Origin of the sequence: Rhodanobacter sp. FW104-R8 (assembly GCF_001617365.1) — a bacterium.
GTDB lineage: Bacteria > Pseudomonadota > Gammaproteobacteria > Xanthomonadales > Rhodanobacteraceae > Rhodanobacter.
Map to the genome: position 1 here is coordinate 59,783 of NZ_LVJR01000017.1, position 20,666 is coordinate 80,448.

Sequence of the window (20,666 nt, forward strand, 5' to 3'; positions counted from 1 at the left end):
GCCTCATTGAAGCAGCAGGTCGCGGTCGTCCATCGACTTAGCCACGCGGTGATCCGCAGCGATTCGCTGCGGCCTCATTGAAGCGTGAGGAACTGGGCTTGATCCCGTGCACGATGATCTGTGATCCGCAGCGATTCGCTGCGGCCTCATTGAAGCCGTCGATCATGGGAATGTCCTCGGGTTAGCCGGGTAGTGATCCGCAGCGATTCGCTGCGGCCTCATTGAAGCGATGACGCCAGCAAGGCCATCAAGGTTGCAGGTCTGTGATCCGCAGCGATTCGCTGCGGCCTCATTGAAGCAAGTACGCCAACGCCGCGCCGTACTTCAGTGAGGGCGGTGATCCGCAGCGATTCGCTGCGGCCTCATTGAAGCGCCGGACAAGACACGCAGCACGATCGAGGTCGGTGCGGTGATCCGCAGCGATTCGCTGCGGCCTCATTGAAGCCGAACATCGCCAAGCAGGTGACGGCGTGAGCATGGGGTGATCCGCAGCGATTCGCTGCGGCCTCATTGAAGCCGATCCGCGTTTATCTCGGCGAGCAGCCACACGACGTGATCCGCAGCGATTCGCTGCGGCCTCATTGAAGCACTCGCAGCGTCGCCAAGGGCCGCAGGGTCAGCGTGTGATCCGCAGCGATTCGCTGCGGCCTCATTGAAGCCACTTGTCGGCCCACTCGGCGTTCGCGCCTTGCAGCGTGATCCGCAGCGATTCGCTGCGGCCTCATTGAAGCGCTGGTGGCGAAAGAGGGGGCTTGACGTCAAGGGGGGTGATCCGCAGCGATTCGCTGCGGCCTCATTGAAGCGGGATCGCCTCGTAGCGCTTGGCCTTGGCCACCGGGTGTGATCCGCAGCGATTCGCTGCGGCCTCATTGAAGCGCGGCCCATTGCGCCCGGCGCTCGTCATTGCTGCGCGGTGATCCGCAGCGATTCGCTGCGGCCTCATTGAAGCCACCCTGCCCCATCCGGTGCCCCACTCTGTCACGTCGTGATCCGCAGCGATTCGCTGCGGCCTCATTGAAGCTCGGCACCCGTGGCGCCGACCACACGAGCCCATGCGGTGATCCGCAGCGATTCGCTGCGGCCTCATTGAAGCCGCACCGGCATGGTGGCGGCTGCGCAGACGGCGACGGTGATCCGCAGCGATTCGCTGCGGCCTCATTGAAGCGTAGTGCTCACGTAGATAGCGCGCCACGCTCATGTGGTGATCCGCAGCGATTCGCTGCGGCCTCATTGAAGCGCCGACTTGTCGAGCGGATCCCACTCACACATCTCGGTGATCCGCAGCGATTCGCTGCGGCCTCATTGAAGCTGCGATCGCTCCGACGATGATCGCTCCTGACGTTGCGGTGATCCGCAGCGATTCGCTGCGGCCTCATTGAAGCCTGTACGGCCTGCTCGATCGTGCTGCGGATCAGATGTGATCCGCAGCGATTCGCTGCGGCCTCATTGAAGCCACAGCAATGCTCCGGGGTTGACGACCGGGCCGGCGGTGATCCGCAGCGATTCGCTGCGGCCTCATTGAAGCACCTTCATCGCCATCGCGGCCCTGCTGCTGATCGGCGGTGATCCGCAGCGATTCGCTGCGGCCTCATTGAAGCTGTACCCGCGACAATCGGCGCGAAGGCCGCGTTTGCGTGATCCGCAGCGATTCGCTGCGGCCTCATTGAAGCAGCAACTACGGCGACGCACACACAACGAAAGCCGGCCGTGATCCGCAGCGATTCGCTGCGGCCTCATTGAAGCTCAAGCAATCGTTGACAACTGGTGCCAGCACATTCACGTGATCCGCAGCGATTCGCTGCGGCCTCATTGAAGCACCTCGCATCGCACCGATGGCGCGGTCCATCACGCCGGTGATCCGCAGCGATTCGCTGCGGCCTCATTGAAGCATGAGGCCATTGTCGAGAGAGTAAACAATCCGTTGTTGTGATCCGCAGCGATTCGCTGCGGCCTCATTGAAGCGCCGGCATCGCCACCGGCTACCTGCAGGCCACAACCGTGATCCGCAGCGATTCGCTGCGGCCTCATTGAAGCTGGTGCTGATTCGCTGTACGCGGCCATCGACTGAGGTGATCCGCAGCGATTCGCTGCGGCCTCATTGAAGCCATGCGGGGCACGAACGAATTGATGCTGGTCTGCTGGTGATCCGCAGCGATTCGCTGCGGCCTCATTGAAGCCCCGCACCGGGCTGTATGCCTCCGCTGAAACGGCGGGTGATCCGCAGCGATTCGCTGCGGCCTCATTGAAGCGCAGACGCTGGCCACCGGAAAATCTACGCTCTGATCGTGATCCGCAGCGATTCGCTGCGGCCTCATTGAAGCGAGTGGTCGTGAATCTTGGCGTTTTCCGCTGGCGAACGTGATCCGCAGCGATTCGCTGCGGCCTCATTGAAGCCCTGGATCGCGCGATGAACTCACTTTCCGAGCTTGCGTGATCCGCAGCGATTCGCTGCGGCCTCATTGAAGCGCGGTTGCCTGTGTCGTCGTATCCGCGCCCGTAATGTGATCCGCAGCGATTCGCTGCGGCCTCATTGAAGCGGCACCATGCTTGCCGCTTGGCATCCGGCCAACGATGTGATCCGCAGCGATTCGCTGCGGCCTCATTGAAGCGCCCGGCCACCGACCATTCGTTCACCCATGTGCCATCGTGATCCGCAGCGATTCGCTGCGGCCTCATTGAAGCACTGAGGCCGCTGCGCTTGATGTTTTCGTAGGTGTAGTGATCCGCAGCGATTCGCTGCGGCCTCATTGAAGCCCGAAGGGTGCGCGCATGTGCGGTCACGGTGGCTTGGTGATCCGCAGCGATTCGCTGCGGCCTCATTGAAGCTCGATCTTGCCGGCGGCTTTCGCCGCCGGGTCGACGTGATCCGCAGCGATTCGCTGCGGCCTCATTGAAGCACCGCATAGCCCCACGTGGTGGTGGTGGTGGAGACGTGATCCGCAGCGATTCGCTGCGGCCTCATTGAAGCAGCTTACCCGTTGCGGCGATCTCTGCGAAGAGGTCGGTGATCCGCAGCGATTCGCTGCGGCCTCATTGAAGCGTTGCATTAGTGATAAACCCCAGGGCCAACGGCTCCGGTGATCCGCAGCGATTCGCTGCGGCCTCATTGAAGCATCCTGCAGCTATTGCATACGGACAATACCATTTCAGTGATCCGCAGCGATTCGCTGCGGCCTCATTGAAGCCCGCTGGCGGTGCGGCAGTCGATGCTGCGCACGTACGTGATCCGCAGCGATTCGCTGCGGCCTCATTGAAGCTCGGCTGCCTGTAGCAGCTCCGCCGTGGCCCCGGACGTGATCCGCAGCGATTCGCTGCGGCCTCATTGAAGCTGGTACTCGGTGGATTGCCCGGTGCATGGCGATAAGGGTGATCCGCAGCGATTCGCTGCGGCCTCATTGAAGCTCTCATGGGGTGCGACGACGGAAGTAGTTGGAACACGTGATCCGCAGCGATTCGCTGCGGCCTCATTGAAGCCAGTGTTTCCGACGCTTGACAAGACTTGACAACGTGGTGATTCGCAGCGATTCGCTGCGGCCTCATTGAAGCCTGGCCCTGGTACTGCAGGACATCCTGGTCACGCTCGGTGATCCGCAGCGATTCGCTGCGGCCTCATTGAAGCGTCGTTGGTCCGTATCCAGACGCCAGCTACCCGGTCGTGATCCGCAGCGATTCGCTGCGGCCTCATTGAAGCCGCGGTGAGTGGCAGCAAAAGATTCAGATGGCGGGTGTGATCCGCAGCGATTCGCTGCGGCCTCATTGAAGCTTCAGGTACTTGAACCCGAGAAACGCGCCGCCGATGGTGTGATCCGCAGCGATTCGCTGCGGCCTCATTGAAGCTTCACGTAGCACTCGCCGGCCATAACCTGTGTTTGGTGATCCGCAGCGATTCGCTGCGGCCTCATTGAAGCCTTGGTATTGTGGCTGGACTACGGATGCTTCTGGCGTGATCCGCAGCGATTCGCTGCGGCCTCATTGAAGCATACGCGGAATCGTCACGCGGACCATTTCGCCGCTGCGGTGATCCGCAGCGATTCGCTGCGGCCTCATTGAAGCATGTATCTCAATGCCTAGACTGTTCCGCTGCAGGACGGTGATCCGCAGCGATTCGCTGCGGCCTCATTGAAGCGCGAAGGATGGCGCATGGAGTAGCCACGCCGCCGCCGGTGATCCGCAGCGATTCGCTGCGGCCTCATTGAAGCAGCGAGCGCGCGGCCAGCGGCGTGCGCTCGTTGTAGGTGATCCGCAGCGATTCGCTGCGGCCTCATTGAAGCTGCATCACATCGGCGCCGATGCGGCCCTGCTCGGCAAGTGATCCGCAGCGATTCGCTGCGGCCTCATTGAAGCATCACCGGGGAATGGATCCGCATCAACCCCAAGAACGTGATCCGCAGCGATTCGCTGCGGCCTCATTGAAGCTTTCCGGATTTGAGCTGGCTGAGATAGGAGGGGCCTGTGATCCGCAGCGATTCGCTGCGGCCTCATTGAAGCGCCGGATATCGCGCAGGATCTACCTACACCCACTGAGTGATCCGCAGCGATTCGCTGCGGCCTCATTGAAGCGTGGCTTACGCCGCAGGCAACCCCGCCGATGGCGCGCGTGATCCGCAGCGATTCGCTGCGGCCTCATTGAAGCTCGAACATCGGGTGACGGTGCTCATCGATCTGCTTGGTGTGATCCGCAGCGATTCGCTGCGGCCTCATTGAAGCTGTTGTAATAAGCGTCGGGATAGCTTGATTGTCCTCCGTGATCCGCAGCGATTCGCTGCGGCCTCATTGAAGCTCCGTGACGGCGCTGGTCGCCGCCACGGAGCACACGGTGAGCCACAACAACCGCTGCGGCCTCGTTAAGGCACGGCGACATGTGGGCCCGCTGCGGCCACGTGATGTAGTGATCCTCTTACATCCCCGCCAGCTGCCGCCGTACCACCTTGCGCCCTTGCCGCCGCGCCCACCACGCCCTGCGCCGCTCGGCGAGGCACGAGAAGATCACGTACAGCGCCGGCGTACTGAGCAGGGTGAGGCTTTGCGAGATGAGCAGGCCGCCGATCAGGGCGATGCCGAGGGGGCGGCGCAGTTCGCTGCCTTCGCCGAGGCCGATGGCGATCGGCAGGGCGGCGAGGATGGCGACCATGGTGGTCATCATGATCGGGCGGAAGCGCACGATGCACGCTTCGCGCGCCGCTTCCAGTGGCGGCTTGCCGTGTTCGCGCTCGGCGACCAGGGCGAAGTCGATCATCATGATCGCGTTCTTCTTGACGATGCCGATCAAGAGTACCAGCGCGATCTGCGCCACCACCGAAAGTTCGGTGCCGGTGATCCACAGCGCCATCAGCGCACCCACGCCGGCGGCCGGCAGGGTGGACAGGATGGTGACCGGGTGGATCAGGTTCTCGTACAGCATGCCGAGCACGATGTAGACGGTGAGCACCGCGGCGAGGATCAGCCAGCCCATGCCGCTCTGCGACTGCTGGAAGCGACGGAAGTCGCTGCCCATCTTCACCCGGATGTCGCCGGGCATGCGCATGTTCTGCACGGTGGCCTGGATGATCGCCATCGCCTCGCCCATGCTCACGTCGGGGGCGAGGTTGAAGCTGAGGTCCATCGTGGTGTACTGGTTTTCGTGGGTGATCTGCGACGGCGCCAGGCCGGGCTCCTGCCGCGCGAACGCGGTGATCGGGATCATCTGGCCGCTGTTGGAGCGCACGTAGATGCGGTTGAGCGCCTCCGGCGTAGCGGTCTGCACGGGCAACGCGTTGACCACCACCTGGTACTGGTTGATGTCGGAGTAGATGGTGGACACCTGGCGCTGGCCGAACGCGTCGTACAGCGCGCCGTCGATGGCGCCGATCGACACGCCGAGCCGCGCGGCCTTGTCGCGGTCGATCACGATGTTCTGGCGCAGGCCGGCTTCGTCGATGTCGGTGCCGACGTCGCGCAGCTTCGGGTTCTTCTTCAGCTCGGCCTGCAGCTTCGGCAGCCATTCCTGCAGGCTGGCCAGGTCGTTGCCCTGCAGCGAGACCTGGTATTGCGCGCCCTGGCTGGTGCCGCCGCCACCGCTGGGCAGGTCCTGCACCGGGCGCAAGCGCAGGTTGAGGTCGGGGTACTTCGCCGCCTTGGCGCTGAGCCGCGCCAGCACCGCGAAGGTGTCGTCCTCGCGGCCTTCGGCGCGGCTCTTCAGGTCGATGTTGAACGAGCCGCTGGTGCCCTGCCGGCTGCTGCCCAGGCGCGAGCCCACGGTGGCCACGTCGGGGTCGGCCATCAGCATGGTGGTGAGCCGTTTCAGGCGCTGCTCGGATTCGCCGAACGACACGGTGGCGCTGGAGGTGGCGCGGCCCCAGATCAGGCCAGTGTCCTGCGCGGGGAACAGGCCGGTCTTGACCACGCCGAACAGGTAGAACGTGGCCACGATCAGCACCAGCGGGGTCAGCGAGAACGCCAGCGCGTGGCGCAGCGAGAAGTTCAGCGCGCGGGTGTACGCGCGCAGCATGCTGGCGTGGAAACCGTCCAGCATGCGGGCCAGCCGCGACGGCCGCGCCTCCGGCTTCGCGGCATGCCCGCGGAGGAAGCGCCCGCACAGCGCCGGCGTCAGCGTCAGCGAAACCGTCGCCGAGACCACGATCGCCGCCACCAGGGTCACCGAGAATTCGTGCATGAACATGCCGGTGATGCCGCCGGCGAACAGCAGCGGGATGAACACGGCGATCAGCGAGGCGGTGATCGACACGATGGTGAAGCCTATCTCGCGCGCGCCGGCGAGGGTGGCCTGCATGCGCGGCATGCCCTCGTCGATGTGGCGGATGATGTTCTCGATCACCACGATGGCGTCGTCGACCACGAAGCCGATCGCGATCACCAGCGCCAGCAGGGTGAGGTTGTTCAGCGTGTAGCCGAGGATATACATCGCCACGAACGCGCCGGCCAACGACAGCGGCACCGCCACCGCGGCGATCAGGGTGGGCGCCAGCCGGCGCAGGAACAGCGCCATCGTCAGCACCACCATCGCCAGCGAGATCAGCAAGGTGGCCTGCACCTCGTGCAGCGAGGCGCGGATGGTCGGCGTGCCGTCGAAGAACGGGGTCAGCACGGTGCCCGGCGGCAGGTAGCCGCGCAGCATCGGCAACTGCTGCTTGACCAGGTCGACGGTGGCGATGATGTTGGCGTCGGCCTTCTTGTAGACGTACATCAGCACGGCCGGCTTGCCGTGGAACCAGGCGGCCTGGTAGGCGTCCTGCTGGCCGGCGTAGACCTTCGCCACGTCGGACAGCCGCACCGGCGTGCCGTTGCGGCTGGCGATCACCAGCTGGGCGAAGTCGTCCGCGCTGTGCAGCTGGGCGCTGGCGCTGATCGACATGGTGGTGGTGCCGTTGGACAGGAAGCCCTCCGGCGAGGTCACGTTGGCCGCGCTCAGCGCGTTGCGCAGCTGGTCGGGCGACAGGCCCATCGCGTTCAGCGCGCGTAGGTTCACGTCGACGCGGACCGCCGGCGTGGCCGCGCCGGCGATCTCCACCGACGACACGCCCGGCAGCTGGCGCAGCCGCTGCGCCAGCTGGGTGTCGGACAGGTTGTACAGGTCGGCTGCCGATTGCGTGTCCGAGGTCAGCGCCAGCGCGATGATCGGGTCGTCGTTCGGGTTCGCCTTCTGGTAGCTGGGCGCGCCGTTGAGGCCGCTGGGTAGGTCCGGCGCCGCCGCGTTGATCGCCGCCTGCACGTCGCGCGCGGCGGCATCCAGGTCGGTGCCGGTGCGGAACATCATGAACACGAAGGTGCGCCCCTCGGAGCTGGACGAGCGCATGGTGTCGATGCCGGGCACCTGGCCCAGGTGCCGCTCCAGCGGCGCGGCCACGGTGGAGGCCATCGTGCTGGCGTCGGCGCCGGCCTGGCTGGCCTGCACGAAGATCGCCGGGAACTGCATGTTCGGCAGCGCCGCCACGCCGAGCAGGAAGTAGGCGATCGCGCCGGCCACGAACAGGCCCATCGCCAGCAGCGAGGTGCCGATCGGACGTCGGATGAAGGTGCCGGAGATGTTCATGGGTCCAACGTGGGCGGAGGCTGGCGGGCAACGCGTGGGGGAATCATCCCATCCTCAACGTCCATTCCGCGAAAAGGTTGATCGGTGCGCCTCGCGCCAAGAGCGCCCCCGCCCCTGCCTTGCAGGGGCGGGGGCGCACCGGCCAAGGTCATGCCGCGTGGCCGGCCTGGCTGCGGATCAGCGCGCGCCGCTCGCGGCGCGCCTCCAGCCAGTCGGAGAAGCGCTCCATGTACAGGTAGATCACCGGCGTGGTGTACAGCGTGACCAGCTGCGACAGCAACAGGCCGCCCACGATCGACACGCCCAGCGGCCGGCGCAGCTCGGCGCCGATGCCGTTGCCCAGCGCCAGCGGCAGCGCGCCGAGCATCGCCGCCGCGGTGGTCATCATGATCGGGCGGAAGCGCAGCAGGCAGGCGCGATGGATCGCGTCGCGCGCGTTCATGCCGGTGCGGCGCGCCTCGATCGCGAAGTCGATCATCATGATCGCGTTCTTCTTCACGATGCCGATCAGGAGCACGATGCCGACGATGCCGTCCACCGACAGGCTCATGCCGAACATGATCAGCGCCAGCAGTGCGCCGACGCCGGCCGGCGGCAGCGTGGAGATGATCGTCAGCGGGTGGATGTAGCTCTCGTAAAGCACGCCCAGCACGATGTAGATCACCACGATCGCGGCCAGCAGCAACAGCACCTCGTCGCCCAGCGAGGAGGTGAACTCGGCCGCCTTGCCGACGAACTCGCCGCGCACCTGCGGCGGGAAGTTGAGTTGTGCCTCGACCTGGTGGATCGCCGCCACCGCGTCGGACAGCGAATAGCCCGGCGCCACGTTGAACGCCAGCGTCACCGCCGGCAGCTGCTGCTGGTGGCTGACCACCAGCGGCGCGCTGGTCACCTGCGCGCTGACCAGCGCGGACAGCGGGATGTTGCCGCCGGCGCCGATCTGGAAGCCGATGTTGCCGGTGTTGCCGATGCCCGACGGCGTCGCCGAGTTGCTCGATTTCAGCTGGCCGAAGCTGGTTGCGTTGCTGCCGGTGAGCGCGCCGTTGCCGTTGCCGCGCACGGTGAGCTTGGTCAGCAGGTCGTCGCTGGTGCGGAACTCCGGCGCCACCTCCAGCACCACGCGGTACTGGTTGAGCTGGGTGAAGATGGTGGAGATCTGGCGCTGGCCGAACGCGTCGTAGAGGGTGTCGTCGATGGTCTGCACCGGCACGCCGAGGCGGCTGGCCTTCTCGCGGTCGATGGTCAGCTTGAGCGCGTTGCCGTTGTTGGCGAGGTTGTTGTCGACGTCGGCCAGCTCCGGCCGCTGGCGCATCGCCTGGGTCATCTGGTTGGCGTAGCCGGCCAGCTCGGCCGCGTTCACCTCGGACAGCGAGTACTGGTATTCGGTGGCGGCGACGCGGCTGTCCAGGGTCACGTCCTGCACCGGCTTCAGGTATAGCGCCACGCCGGGGATGCCGGCCACCGCATGCTGCAGGCGCGGCAGCAGGACGTCCAGGCCGCCGCGCTTGCCGCGGTCCTTCAGCACGATGCTGAGCTGGCCCTGGTTGAGCGTGGGGTTGATCGTGCCGGCGCCGATGAAGGCGGCCACGCCGGCCACCGCCGGATCCTTGCGCAGCGCCTCGGCGACCGCGCGGGTGCGGTCCTCCATCTGCGGGAACGCGATGTTGTCGTCGGCCTGCACCACGCCGGTGATCAGGCCGGTGTCCTGCTCGGGCAGCAGGCCCTTGGGGATCACGATGTACAGGAACACGGTGAGCACCACCGCGGCGCCGGCGACCAGCATGGTCAGCCGCTGGTGATCCAGCACCCAGTCCAGCGAGCTTTCGTAGATGCCGACCGTGCGCGACCACACCGTGCGCTTGCCGGCCGCGGCGTGGCGCTCGTGCGCGTCGTCGCCCTCGGGCAGCTGGTCGGGCTTGAGCAGGTAGGCGCACATCATCGGCGTCAGCGTCAGCGACACCAGCATCGAGATGGTCACCGCGATCGTGAGCACCCAGGCGAACTCGTGGAACAGCCGGCCGGTGACGCCGGGCATCAGCAGCAGCGGCAGGAAAACCGCCACCAGCGACACGGTCAGCGACAGCACGGTGAAGCCGATCTCCTTCGCGCCGACCTCGGCCGCCTCCTTGCCGTCCCTGCCCTGCTCGATGTAGCGCACGATGTTCTCGATCATCACGATCGCGTCGTCCACCACGAAGCCGGTGGCCACGGTGAGCGCCATCAGCGAGAGGTTGTCCAGCGACATGCCGGTGAACGACATCACGCCGAACGTGCCCAGCAGCGACAGCGGCACCGCCACCGACGGGATCACCGTGGCCCACAGCCGGCGCAGGAACACGAAGATCACGCCCACCACCAGGAACACGGTGAGGATCAGGGTGAACTCGACGTCGTGCACCGAGGCGCGGATGGTCACCGTGCGGTCGGCGAACACGTCCAGGTGCACGTCGGCGGGCAGCGCGCTGCGCAGCTCGGGCAGCACGTTGCGGATCTGCTCCACCGTCTGCACGATGTTCGCGCCGGGCTGGCGGCGCACGTCCAGCAGCACCGCCGGCTTGCCGTCCGCCCACGCGGCGAGCTGGTCGTTCTCGACGCCGTCGACCACGTTCGCCACGTCGGACAGGCGCACCGGCGAGCCGTTCTTGTAGCTGATGATGGTGTTCTTGTACTCGGCCGCGTCCTTCAGCTGGTCGTTGGTGCCGATCGAGTAGCTCTGCGTCTTGCCGTTCAGCGTGCCCTTGGGCGCGTTGACGTTGGCCTGGGTCAGCGCGCTGCGTACGTCCTCCAGGGTCAGGCCGAGGTTGGACAGCTGCGCCGGGTTCACCTGCACGCGTACCGCGGGGCGCACGTTGCCGGCGATCGAGACCAGGCCCACGCCCTGCACCTGCGACAGCTTCTGCGCGATGATCGAGTCGGCCAGGTCGTTCACCTCGCGCAGCTGGCGGCTGTCGGAGGTGAGCTTGAGGGTGAGGATCGGCGCGTCGGCCGGGTTCACGCGGTTGTACACCGGCGGGTACGGCAGGTTGCCCGGCAGCGTGCCCTTGGCCTGGTTGATCGCGGCCTGCACGTCCTGCGCGGCGATGTCGATGTCGCGGTCCATCGAGAACTGCAGGATGATCGTGGACAGCCCGGCGGAGGAATCCGAGCTCATCATGGTGAGCCCGGAGATCTGCCCCAGGTTGCGCTCCAGCGGCGTGGTGATCAGCGCGGCCATGGTGCTGGCGCTGGCGCCCGGATACTGCGTGCTCACCACCAGGCTGGGCGCCTCGATCTCCGGCAGTGCCGAGACCGGCAGCTGGCGGTAGCCGAGGATGCCGAGCAGCAGCACCGCCACCATCAGCAGCGAGGTGGCGATCGGCCGGCGAATGAAGAGAGTCGAGAATCCCATGGCTATCCGTAACGTGTAGGTGCGGTTTCCGCCGCGATCATGGCCGGGGCACGGCCGGGTTCACGCAGCGGCGGTGTCATGCCGGGCCGGCACGCGGCCGCTCAGCCGCGACGGCGACCGCCACCCTTGCTGTTCTGCTTGGCTTTCTCCAATTCGGCCGCGGTCGGCGTCGCCGGCACTTCGCCGGGCTTCAGCGCATTGACCTTGCTGCCCGGCTTCAGGCGGAACTGGCCTTCGGTGACCACCCGGTCGCCGACCTTGAGGCCGCTGCCGACCATCACATGGCTGTCGCCCACCTCGCCAGCCACCTGCACCGGCTGCATCTTCACCGTGCTGTCGGCCTGCACCTGGTACACGTAGTCGCCGTCGGGCCCGCGCTGCACCGCCTGCGCCGGGATCACCAGGCCGCCGTCGACGGTGTTCACCAGCAGTTGCACGTTCACGAACTGGCCCGGCCACAGCTCGTTCTTCTCGTTCGGGAACTCCGACTTCAGGCGGAACGTGCCGGTGCTGGTGTCGATCTGGTTGTCGATCACCTTGAGCACGCCGCCGCCGGCGATCGGGTGCGCGTCGGTGCGGTCCAGCGCGGTCACCTGCAGCGCGGCGCCATCCTTGGCGGCGGCGCTGCGCACCAGGTCGAGGTTCTGCTCGGGCAAGGTGAACATCACGTTGATCGGATGCAGCTGGGTCAGCGTGACGATCGCGCTGGTGGTGGTGACCACGTTGCCGGGGTCGACCGCGCGGATGCCGGCCAGCCCGTCGATCGGCGACAGCACGCGGGTGTAGTTCAGCTGCACCTGGCTGTCGCGCACGTTGGCCGCGTCAGCCGCCACCGCGGCCTCGTACTGCGCGGCGGTGTTGCGCAGGGTGTCCAGATCCTGCTTGGAGATGTAGCCCTTGGCGGCCAGGTCCTGGCTGCGCGCCAGGTTGCTCTTCGCGGTGGCCTGCAGCGCCTGGTCCTGGCGCTGCTTCGCCACGGCCTGGTCGTAGGCGGCCTGGTAGGTGCGCGGGTCGATCTGCGCCAGCAACTGGCCCTTCTTCACCGGCTGGCCTTCGGTGAACTCCAGGCTGAGCAGCTGGCCGCCCACCTGCGGGTTCACGGTGACCGTGTTGAGCGCCTGCACCGTGCCCAGCGCGGTCAGGTAGACCGGCACGTTCTGCTTGACCACCGGCACCACGGTGACCGGCACCGGCGGCGTCTCGTCCTTGCCGTCCTTGCCCTTGCCGGCGCCCGCCGTCGCTGCCGACCCCGGGTCGGCGGGCTTGTGCAGCAGGCGCAATCCCACGCCGGCCACCACGATCACGGCAATCAAGATCAACGCGATCTTCCAAAAACGCGACATGCGAAACTCCTGGGCTAAACGGTGCGGTCGGCCGGCACTCCACCACGCGGCACGCGTCGGTGAGGTGACTGGCGTCTTTCAGTCGGCGCCTGGTGGCGCCTTGCGGGGGGAGCATAGGCGCAGTTCAACGGAATTGAACAATGCCGGTTGACAGGGGGGCGCCATGACCGATGGCAGGGTGGCCGGCCCGCGGCGGCCGTTTCCGGACCCGGCGCCGGCCGCCGCGGCATGGCGACGGATCGCCACGGAGGCCTGAAACTTGCCGCGCGCTTCGTCTATAATCCGCGACTGGTTCGGCTGCCCGATCCGTGAACGGGTCGGCCGGCAGACATGATCCACGCCGCACACCCACTGGCGGCGACCCACACCGGGGCGAATCCATCGCGCTGGTGCGACACGGCAACAGGCAATTCAGGCAGGCCGGGGCAGCCATCGTGGCGTTCCGTCCGGCCCACTGACAGGAGTACGTGCGTGAGCGGTCCCATGAGCAAATCCGATCAGAGCGTCCTGCGCCAGTTCTCGATCATGATCGGGGGTCTGGCGGTACTGACGGTGGTACTGATCTTCACGGCGCTGGCGATCCACGACCACGAGCCGAAGGAAACCAACCCGAACCAGCCGGCCATGGTCGCCGCGCGGATCGCGCCGGCCGGCGCCGTGTACGCCGGCGACACCGGGCGCGCCGCGATGCAGGCTGCCGCCGATGCCGCCGCCAAGGCCGCCGCCTCGCAGGTCGCCTACGGCGGCACCACCGACGGCAAGGCGATCTTCGACCACCTGTGCACCAGCTGCCACACCTCCGGCGTGGCCGGCGCCCCCAAGCTGGGCGACAAGACCGCCTGGGCCCCGCGCGTCGCCCAGGGCATCGACACCCTGGTCAAGCATGCGATCGACGGCTACCACGGCCCGGACGGCAACTTCATGCCGCCCAAGGGCGGCAACCCGGCGCTCACCACCGAGCAGGTGACCAACGCCGTGCACTGGATCGCCGACCAGGTGAAATAACCCCCCGCTTCAATAAAGTGAAAGCAAACGCCGCCCACCGGGCGGCGTTTTCGTTTGCCCCTTCCCCTGCTTGCAGGGGGAGGTTGGGAGGGGGTTCCACGGCTTGCGAGAAGATTGTAAGCGGACACTTGCCCTCCCCAGCCCTCCCCTGCATGCAGGGGAGGGCACCCAGCGGCTCCCTGCCTGACCTGCGAGCCAACGCTCACCCCGCCTGCTTCTCGATCCACTCCCGCGCAAAGCCCCGCAACTCCGGAAAGAACGCCTCGAAGCGCCCCTGCAAGGCGGTTTCCCGCTCCAGCAGCACCGGCAGCGCCGAACCTAGCGGATTGCCGCGGCTCAGGCGCTGCCCGATGCCGCCCAGCGCCTCGCCCAGCACCGCGTCGTCGACGTAGCCGGCCGGCAAGCCATGCGCTTCCATGTAGCCGCGGAAGCGCCGCAGCGCCGGCGGCAGCAGCGCATCCTGCCGCCACAACAGGGCGCGCAGGGCGGCGGCATACTCCGGCAGCGGTTGCGCGCTCCAGCGCGGGAAATCGCGCGCCAGGCAGCGGTCGAACCACATGTCCAGCAGGATCCCGGCATAACGGCGATACGGCGATGGCAGCAGCGCCTTCGCCGCCAGCACCTCGGGGTGGGCGTCGGTGTACACGTCGATCGCCCGGTGCAGGCGGATGCCGGCGACCACCCGCGACGGGAACAGGCCCGCCTCCGGCCGCCCATGCACGAAATCGCCCAGCATGCCGCCCAGCCGCAGGGCCTCGTCGTCGCCGGCCAGCAGCACGTGGGCCAGGTGGTTCATCCGCGCCGTCCGCGGCAGCCGGCGCGCCCGGCGGTTATCATCGCCTGCATGACTCCCACCGAGCTCCCCGCCGCACCTGCCGGCTTTCCGGATGTCGCCGCCAGTTTCATGCTCGACGGCCGCGCCGGCAAGCTCGAGACCATCAGCGATGTCGCCGAACCGGCTGCCGCGCGTCGCGGCGTGGCGGTAGTCTGCCACCCGCTCACGATCGAGGGCGGCAGCATGCACAACAAGGTGGTGACGATGGTCGAGCGCGCGTTGCGCGAATCCGGCCTGGACACCGTGCGCTTCAACTTCCGCGGCGCCGGCGCTTCGCAGGGCGACTACGACAAGGGCCGCGGCGAAGGCGACGACCTGGCGGCCGTAGTGGCCTGGGTGCGCCGCGTGCGCCCGAACGATACGCTGTGGCTGGCGGGCTTCTCGTTCGGCAGCTACGTGACCATCGCCAACGCGGTGCGGCTGCGCGCCGACGCGCTGGTCAGCATCGCGCCGCCGGTGGGGCGCTGGCCGTTCGACGCGATCGCGCTGCCGACCTGCCCGTGGCTGATCGTGCAGGGCGAGGCCGACGAGATCGTCGAGCCGCAGGCGGTGTTCGACTGGGTCGAGACGCTGGAGCAGCGGCCCGAGCTGGTGCGCATGCCCGAGACCAGCCACTTCTTCCATCGCCGGCTGATGGACCTGCGCGGCGCGGTGAAGCATGCCGTGCACGCCTGGCTGCCGCCGCCGCGGCATGCCTGACGCCCCCTCTTTCCACGGCCCGTCCGCTCCATGAGTGAAAACCCCTCGCTCGCGCCCAGTGCGCGCTACCTCGAAGGCGTCGCCGCGCACCGCTGGGAGTCCGACCCGACCCAGCTGGCCTTGCTGCCGGAGTTCGACCGCATGCACGCGGCGCTGTGCGCCGCTGCCGGCAACGGCAATGGCAATGGCCTGCTCGGCCGGCTGAAGTCGCTGCTCGGCAGCGACCCGCCCGCGGCGGTGCCGGGGCTGTACCTGTGGGGCACGGTGGGCCGCGGCAAGACCTTCCTGATGGACCTGTTCGCCGCCAGCCTGCCGCACGGCGTGGTGCTGCGCCGGCATTTCCACCGCTTCATGGGCGAGGTGCACGAGAGCCTGCGCGCGCTGGGCGAGCGGCAGAGCCCGCTGGCCGAGGTGGCCGCCGGCCTCGCCGCGCGCTGCCGCGTGCTGTGCCTGGACGAGTTCCTGGTCAACGACATCGGCGACGCGATGATCCTGTCGGGCCTGCTCGACGCGCTGTTCGCGCGCGGCGTCACCCTGGTCACCACCTCCAACACCGCGCCGGCGAACCTGTACAAGGGCGGCCTGCAGCGCGCGCGCTTCCTGCCCGCAATCGCGCTGATCGAGCGGCACTGCCACGTGGCCGAGATGGCCTCCTCCCACGACTGGCGCCTGCGTGCGCTGACCCGCGCGCCGGTGTACCTCACCCCGCCGGGCGCCGAGGCGCACCGCGCACTGGAGCGGATCTTCGCCGGCCAGGCCGGCGGCAACGTGCAGGAAGGCGGCACGCTGCACGTCAACGACCGCGAGATCCCGTTCGTCAAGCGCGCCGACGACATCGTCTGGTTCGAGTTCGCCGCGCTGTGCGAAGGCCCGCGCGCGGTGGCCGACTACATCGCGCTGGCGAAGGCCGGCCCGGCGGTGATCGTCGCCAACGTGCCGCAGTTCACCATCTACAGCGAGGATGCGGCGAAGCGCTTCGTGCAATTGGTGGACGAGTTCTACGACCGCCACGTCAAGCTGGTGCTGTCCGCCGCCGCGCCGATCACCGAGCTGTACGACGGCGAACGCCTGCGCGCCGAGTTCGGTCGCACCGAGTCGCGCCTGATCGAGATGCAGAGCGAGGCCTACCTGGCACTGGAACATCGGCCCGAATGAACTGCTACCGTGCCTGCACGGATCGATACCGGAGCCACCCATGCCTCTTCCGCTCGCTGTCGCACTGCTGCTGGCCGCCACCGGCCTGCCGCCCGGCCAGGATTTCAGTACGCGCGTGACGCAGGGCCGGCTGGCGGAGGCCGCCGCCACCGGGCCGGCCTACCAGAAGCAGCTGTGGGACAGGATCACCGGCCCCACCGCCGCCGCGCTGAAGGGCTGCATCGCCAGCCATGCGCCGGCCGACAAGTCGCCGTTCACCCTGGTCGCCGACCTCCGGGCCGACGGCAAGCCGACCCGGATCGAGGTGCTGCCGCCGACCCCGGTCGCCACCTGCATGGCCGGCCGGTTCGCGGGCTGGACGCTGCCGCCGCCACCGGCCGCGCCGGCACCTTATCCGATCGAGATCGACTTCAGCATCGTGCCCTGAGCCAGCGGCACGGCGGCGCGCTAACATCGACCACCCCCGCCATGGAGACGCCCATGTACCGCACTGCCCTCGCCCTGGCGCTGGCCGCTGCCGCCATCGCACCGCTGCACGCCGCCGACGCTCCCGGCGCGCAGGCCATGGCGCAGCAGGAACTGCCGCAGGTCATCGCGTGGCGGCGCGACATCCACCAGCATCCCGAACTGAGCAACCGCGAGGTACGCACCTCGGCGCTGGTCGCGCAGGAACTGAAGAAGCTGGGGCTGGAAGTGCACACCGGCATCGCCCGCACCGGCGTGGTGGGCCTGTTGAAGGGCGACCTGCCCGGGCCGCGGCTGGCGATCCGCGCCGACATGGACGCCCTGCCGGTGACCGAGGAAGTGAACCTGCCGTTCGCCTCGAAGGCGAAGGGCGAGTACCGCGGCAAGACCGTCGGGGTGATGCACGCCTGCGGCCACGACGCGCACACCGCGATGCTGCTGGGCATGGCGCAGGCGCTGAGCGGCATGAAGCACCGGCTGCACGGCTCGGTGCTGTTCGTGTTCCAGCCGGCCGAGGAAGGCGCGCCGGACGGCGAGGAAGGCGGCGCCTCCCTGATGCTCAAGGATGGCCTGCTGCGCGACTTCAAGCCCGACGCGATGTTCGGCATGCACGTGGTCAGCGCGCTCAACGTGGGCACGGTGTCGGTGCGGCCGGGGCCGACGATGGCCGGCTCGGACTGGTTCCGCATGGTGGTGCACGGCCGCCAGACCCACGGCGCGATGCCATGGAACGGGGTCGACCCGATCGTCACCGCCGCCGAGATCATCGGCACCGCGCAGACCATCGTCAGCCGCAAGCTGGACATCGGCAAGCTGCCGGCAGTGCTCAGCTTCGGCATCGTCGAGGGCGGCTCGCGCTACAACATCGTGCCGGACCGGGTCGAGCTGCAGGGCACCCTGCGCACGTTCGACGCCGGCATGCGCCAGCAGGCGATCGACAACCTCAGGGGCATCGCCGAACACGTCGCCGCCGCGAACGGCGCCACCGTCGAGACGCAGATCCCGCTCGGCGACAGCAACCCGGTGCTGGTCAACGATCACGCGCTCGCCGCGCGCGTGCGCGACAGCCTGCGCAAGGCGATCGGCGGCGAACACGTGATCGAGGCCCCGCCGTCGATGGCCTCGGAGGACTTCGCCTACTTCGCGCGGAAGCTGCCCAGCGTGTACTTCTTCGTCGGCGCCACGCCGCGGGGCCAGGACGCGTCCAAGGCGCCGGCCAACCACTCGCCGAAATTCTTCCTCGACGAGGACGCGCTGCAGATCGGCATGGCGTCGATGCTGCAGGCCAGCCTGGATTACCTCGACGCGCCGGCCTCCTGAGCGACGCGCCTGCATGCCGATCCCGCCACGGGCTACAGCTCGGTGCTGCTGCCCGGGTGCGCCCGCTGGAAGCGGCGGTGGTGGATCAGCAGGCCGCTGAAGTAGACGATGTAGTAGCCGACCAGCAGGCCGATCACCAGCATGGTCAGCGGGCTGGCAGCGTAGTTGGCCGGCGGCATCGCGCCGGGCGCCGGCGCCTGCTGCATCTGCGGCCACGCCACCAGCAGCCGCCAGGCCAGCCGGCCCAGCAGCAGTGCGGTGAGCAGCGCGCCGATCCACGGATTCGGCACGTAGCAGTCGCCCTTTGCCGGATCGGTCTCGAAGCGGGTCAGCCGGATGCCGAGCAGGCCCAGTGCGCCGCCGAGCAACGCGCCGGCGGCGAGGCCTTCGGCCAGTGCGGCGTGGTGGAATCCGCTGAGTGCGAGCAGGCCGCCGACGAGCACGAACACCACGATGCGGAAGATCATCCGCCTGCGCCGGATCGGCTGGCGGCCGAACTGCCGGCTCACCCGCCGCCAGACGATCCAGGCGAGAATCGGCAGCATGACGAGGTAGTTGGTCAGGTGCGCGGGCATGGCACTATCCGGGTGATGGGTCGGCCACCAGCTTAATGCGGCAGACCCGCGCGGGACGACTGACGATTGTCACCTCTTCGCCGGTGCCGGGAGATCCGCAGATGCAGGTTCTCGTAGGAGCCCGCTTGCGGGCGATGCTTTTGGCGAGAGATGAGAACTGAGGGAAAGAGCTGAAGAGCATCGCCCGCAAGCGGGCTCCTACGGGAATGTGGCGAGGGCAGCGTTACTTCGCCTTGCCCTGGTTCGCCACCGCGGCCATCTTCGCCGCGATCGCGTCGGCGTCGCCGAGGTAATAGTGGCGCAACGGATTCAGCCGGTCGTCGAACTCGTACACCAGCGGCACGCCGTTGGGGATGTTCAGCTCGACGATCGCCTCGTCGGAGATGCCATCCAGGTACTTCACCAGCGCGCGCAGCGAATTGCCGTGGGCGGCCACCAACACGCGCTGGCCGGACTTGATCGCCGGCGCCAGCACCTCGTGCCAGTACGGCAGCACGCGGGCCACGGTGTCCTTCAGGCACTCGGTGTCGGGGATGTCCTTGGGGTCGAGCTTCGCGTAGCGCGGGTCGTGCACCGACTCGTTCGCGGCGCGCTCCAGCGGCGGCGGCGGGATGTCGTAGCTGCGCCGCCAGATCTTCACCTGGTCCTCGCCGTACTTCGCCGCGGTCTCGGCCTTGTTCAGGCCGGTGAGGCCGCCGTAGTGGCGCTCGTTGAGGCGCCAGTCGGTGAGCACCGGGATCCACATCAGGTCCATCGCGTCCTGCACGCCCCACAGCGTGCGCACCGCGCGCTTGAGCACCGAGGTGTGCGCCACGTCGAAATGGTAGCCGCCCTCGCGCAGCAGGCGGCCGGCCTCGCGCGCCTCGGCCATGCCCTGCTCGGTGAGGTCGACGTCGGCCCAGCCGCTGAAGCGGTTGTCGAGGTTCCACTGCGATTGGCCGTGGCGGATCAGGACGAGCTTGTACATGGGAGCGCCCAACAATGAGGTATAAACCGGCAATGGTGCAGGCCGGCCCGGGCAGCGTCAAATGCGGCCCCTGCCACAGGTCATGGCCAACCTTCCGCGACGGCGGCGCATCCTAGCGTGGTAACCCCACTCCAAAGGAGACCGCCATGCGCCGATTCCCGCCAATCCTCATCTTCGCCGCGCTCGCGCTGGGCCTGGGCCTGTCGCCGCTGGCCAGCGCGCGCGACAACGACATCGACAAGGTCAACGGTTCGGTGCAGGTCGTGGCCGGCCAGCAGGCCGGCGACGTCAGCACGGTCAACGGCGCAGTGCACATCGCCGATGGCGCCAGCGTGCGCAAGGCCAGCACGGTCAACGGGGCGATCGAGCTGGGCGACAGGACGCAGGCGGCCAAGCTGGGAACGGTCAACGGCGCGATCACCCTGGGCAGCGCCAGCCGGATCAGCGGCGAGGTGAGCGCGGTCAACGGCAGCATCCATCTGGCCCGCGGCGCCGACGTCGGCGGCCGGGTCGGGAACGTCAACGGCGCGATCGTGCTGGACGGCGCCCATGTCGCCGGCGGCATCGGCACGGTGGCGGGCGACATCACGGTGGGCGCCGGCTCGCGCGTCGAGGGCGGCATCCTGGTCGACAAGCCGAACAACGGCTGGTTCCACTGGGGCAGCGAGCGCAAGCCGGTAGTCGTGATCGGTCCGCACGCGGTGGTGCAGGGCACGCTGGAGTTCCGCCGCGAGGTGGTGCTGAAGGTCAGCGACAGCGCGCAGATCGGCCCGATGAAGGGCGCCACGCCGGAGAAGTTCAGCGGGGCCACGCCGTAGCACCATGCGTAGGAGCCCGCTGGCGGGCGATGCTCTTGCTCTGGATGCCCGACGCGAAAGCACAAGA

The 20,666-nt window shown here is 67.8% G+C and carries 12 protein-coding genes and 1 CRISPR repeat array (1 of these 13 cut by a window edge); of the genes, 6 read left to right on the top strand and 6 right to left on the bottom strand.

Annotated features, from left to right (window positions below):
* A CRISPR array of direct repeats spans window positions 1-4,780; the repeat unit is 36 nt; unit sequence GTGATCCGCAGCGATTCGCTGCGGCCTCATTGAAGC; it begins 4,931 nt to the left of the window's first position.
* Window positions 4,781-4,897: 117 nt separating this feature from the next.
* The 3 genes from RHOFW104R8_RS04325 to RHOFW104R8_RS04335 form a co-directional block, all read right to left on the bottom strand.
* Window positions 4,898-8,029, bottom strand: coding sequence for an efflux RND transporter permease subunit (locus tag RHOFW104R8_RS04325; RefSeq protein WP_068095083.1), 3,132 nt, complete (start codon window positions 8,027-8,029; stop codon window positions 4,898-4,900).
* A 148-nt stretch (window positions 8,030-8,177) separates the two neighbouring features.
* A complete protein-coding gene (locus RHOFW104R8_RS04330) occupies window positions 8,178-11,417 on the bottom strand; it encodes an efflux RND transporter permease subunit (RefSeq protein WP_068095085.1) in 3,240 nt (1,079 codons plus the stop codon).
* 101 nt (window positions 11,418-11,518) lie between these two features.
* Entirely contained in the window at window positions 11,519-12,760 is a 1,242-nt protein-coding gene (locus RHOFW104R8_RS04335; RefSeq protein WP_068095088.1) for an efflux RND transporter periplasmic adaptor subunit, read from the bottom strand.
* Between the two features lie 483 nt (window positions 12,761-13,243).
* Between RHOFW104R8_RS04335 and RHOFW104R8_RS04340 the strand changes: the two genes are divergently transcribed.
* Complete coding sequence (locus RHOFW104R8_RS04340) at window positions 13,244-13,765, top strand: cytochrome c5 family protein (RefSeq protein ID WP_068095090.1); 522 nt, start codon at window positions 13,244-13,246, stop codon at window positions 13,763-13,765.
* A 202-nt stretch (window positions 13,766-13,967) separates the two neighbouring features.
* Here RHOFW104R8_RS04340 and RHOFW104R8_RS04345 read toward each other — a convergent pair whose 3' ends face one another.
* The gene (locus RHOFW104R8_RS04345; RefSeq protein WP_068096156.1) at window positions 13,968-14,561 is read right to left on the bottom strand and encodes an ACP phosphodiesterase; all 594 of its coding nucleotides are present in this window, start codon (window positions 14,559-14,561) and stop codon (window positions 13,968-13,970) included.
* 48 nt (window positions 14,562-14,609) lie between these two features.
* Here RHOFW104R8_RS04345 and RHOFW104R8_RS04350 point away from each other — a divergent pair, with 48 nt between their 5' ends.
* Genes RHOFW104R8_RS04350 through RHOFW104R8_RS04365 form a run of 4 tightly spaced genes read left to right on the top strand, consistent with a single transcriptional unit; the run spans window position 14,610 to window position 18,239 of the window.
* Window positions 14,610-15,299 carry an alpha/beta hydrolase gene (locus tag RHOFW104R8_RS04350; protein WP_068096219.1) on the top strand — a complete coding sequence of 230 codons (690 nt, stop codon included), beginning with the start codon at window positions 14,610-14,612 and terminating at the stop codon, window positions 15,297-15,299.
* Between the two features lie 30 nt (window positions 15,300-15,329).
* On the top strand, window positions 15,330-16,454 hold the full coding sequence (gene zapE, locus RHOFW104R8_RS04355) for a cell division protein ZapE (protein ID WP_068096158.1): 1,125 nt from the start codon (window positions 15,330-15,332) through the stop codon (window positions 16,452-16,454).
* Window positions 16,455-16,494: 40 nt separating this feature from the next.
* The gene (locus RHOFW104R8_RS04360; RefSeq protein ID WP_068096160.1) at window positions 16,495-16,881 is read left to right on the top strand and encodes a peptidase C13; all 387 of its coding nucleotides are present in this window, start codon (window positions 16,495-16,497) and stop codon (window positions 16,879-16,881) included.
* 53 nt (window positions 16,882-16,934) lie between these two features.
* The gene (locus RHOFW104R8_RS04365) at window positions 16,935-18,239 is read left to right on the top strand and encodes an amidohydrolase (protein WP_082823524.1); all 1,305 of its coding nucleotides are present in this window, start codon (window positions 16,935-16,937) and stop codon (window positions 18,237-18,239) included.
* A gap of 32 nt (window positions 18,240-18,271) precedes the next feature.
* Here RHOFW104R8_RS04365 and RHOFW104R8_RS04370 read toward each other — a convergent pair whose 3' ends face one another.
* Window positions 18,272-18,814, bottom strand: coding sequence for a hypothetical protein (locus RHOFW104R8_RS04370; RefSeq protein WP_068096164.1), 543 nt, complete (start codon window positions 18,812-18,814; stop codon window positions 18,272-18,274).
* Between the two features lie 223 nt (window positions 18,815-19,037).
* Window positions 19,038-19,781 (bottom strand): 2,3-diphosphoglycerate-dependent phosphoglycerate mutase, encoded by a 744-nt coding sequence (gene gpmA, locus RHOFW104R8_RS04375; RefSeq protein ID WP_068096166.1) that lies wholly within the window; start codon window positions 19,779-19,781, stop codon window positions 19,038-19,040.
* A 146-nt stretch (window positions 19,782-19,927) separates the two neighbouring features.
* Between gpmA and RHOFW104R8_RS04380 the strand changes: the two genes are divergently transcribed.
* Window positions 19,928-20,599 (top strand): hypothetical protein, encoded by a 672-nt coding sequence (locus RHOFW104R8_RS04380; RefSeq protein ID WP_068096168.1) that lies wholly within the window; start codon window positions 19,928-19,930, stop codon window positions 20,597-20,599.
* The last annotated feature ends 67 nt before the right edge of the window (window positions 20,600-20,666 follow it).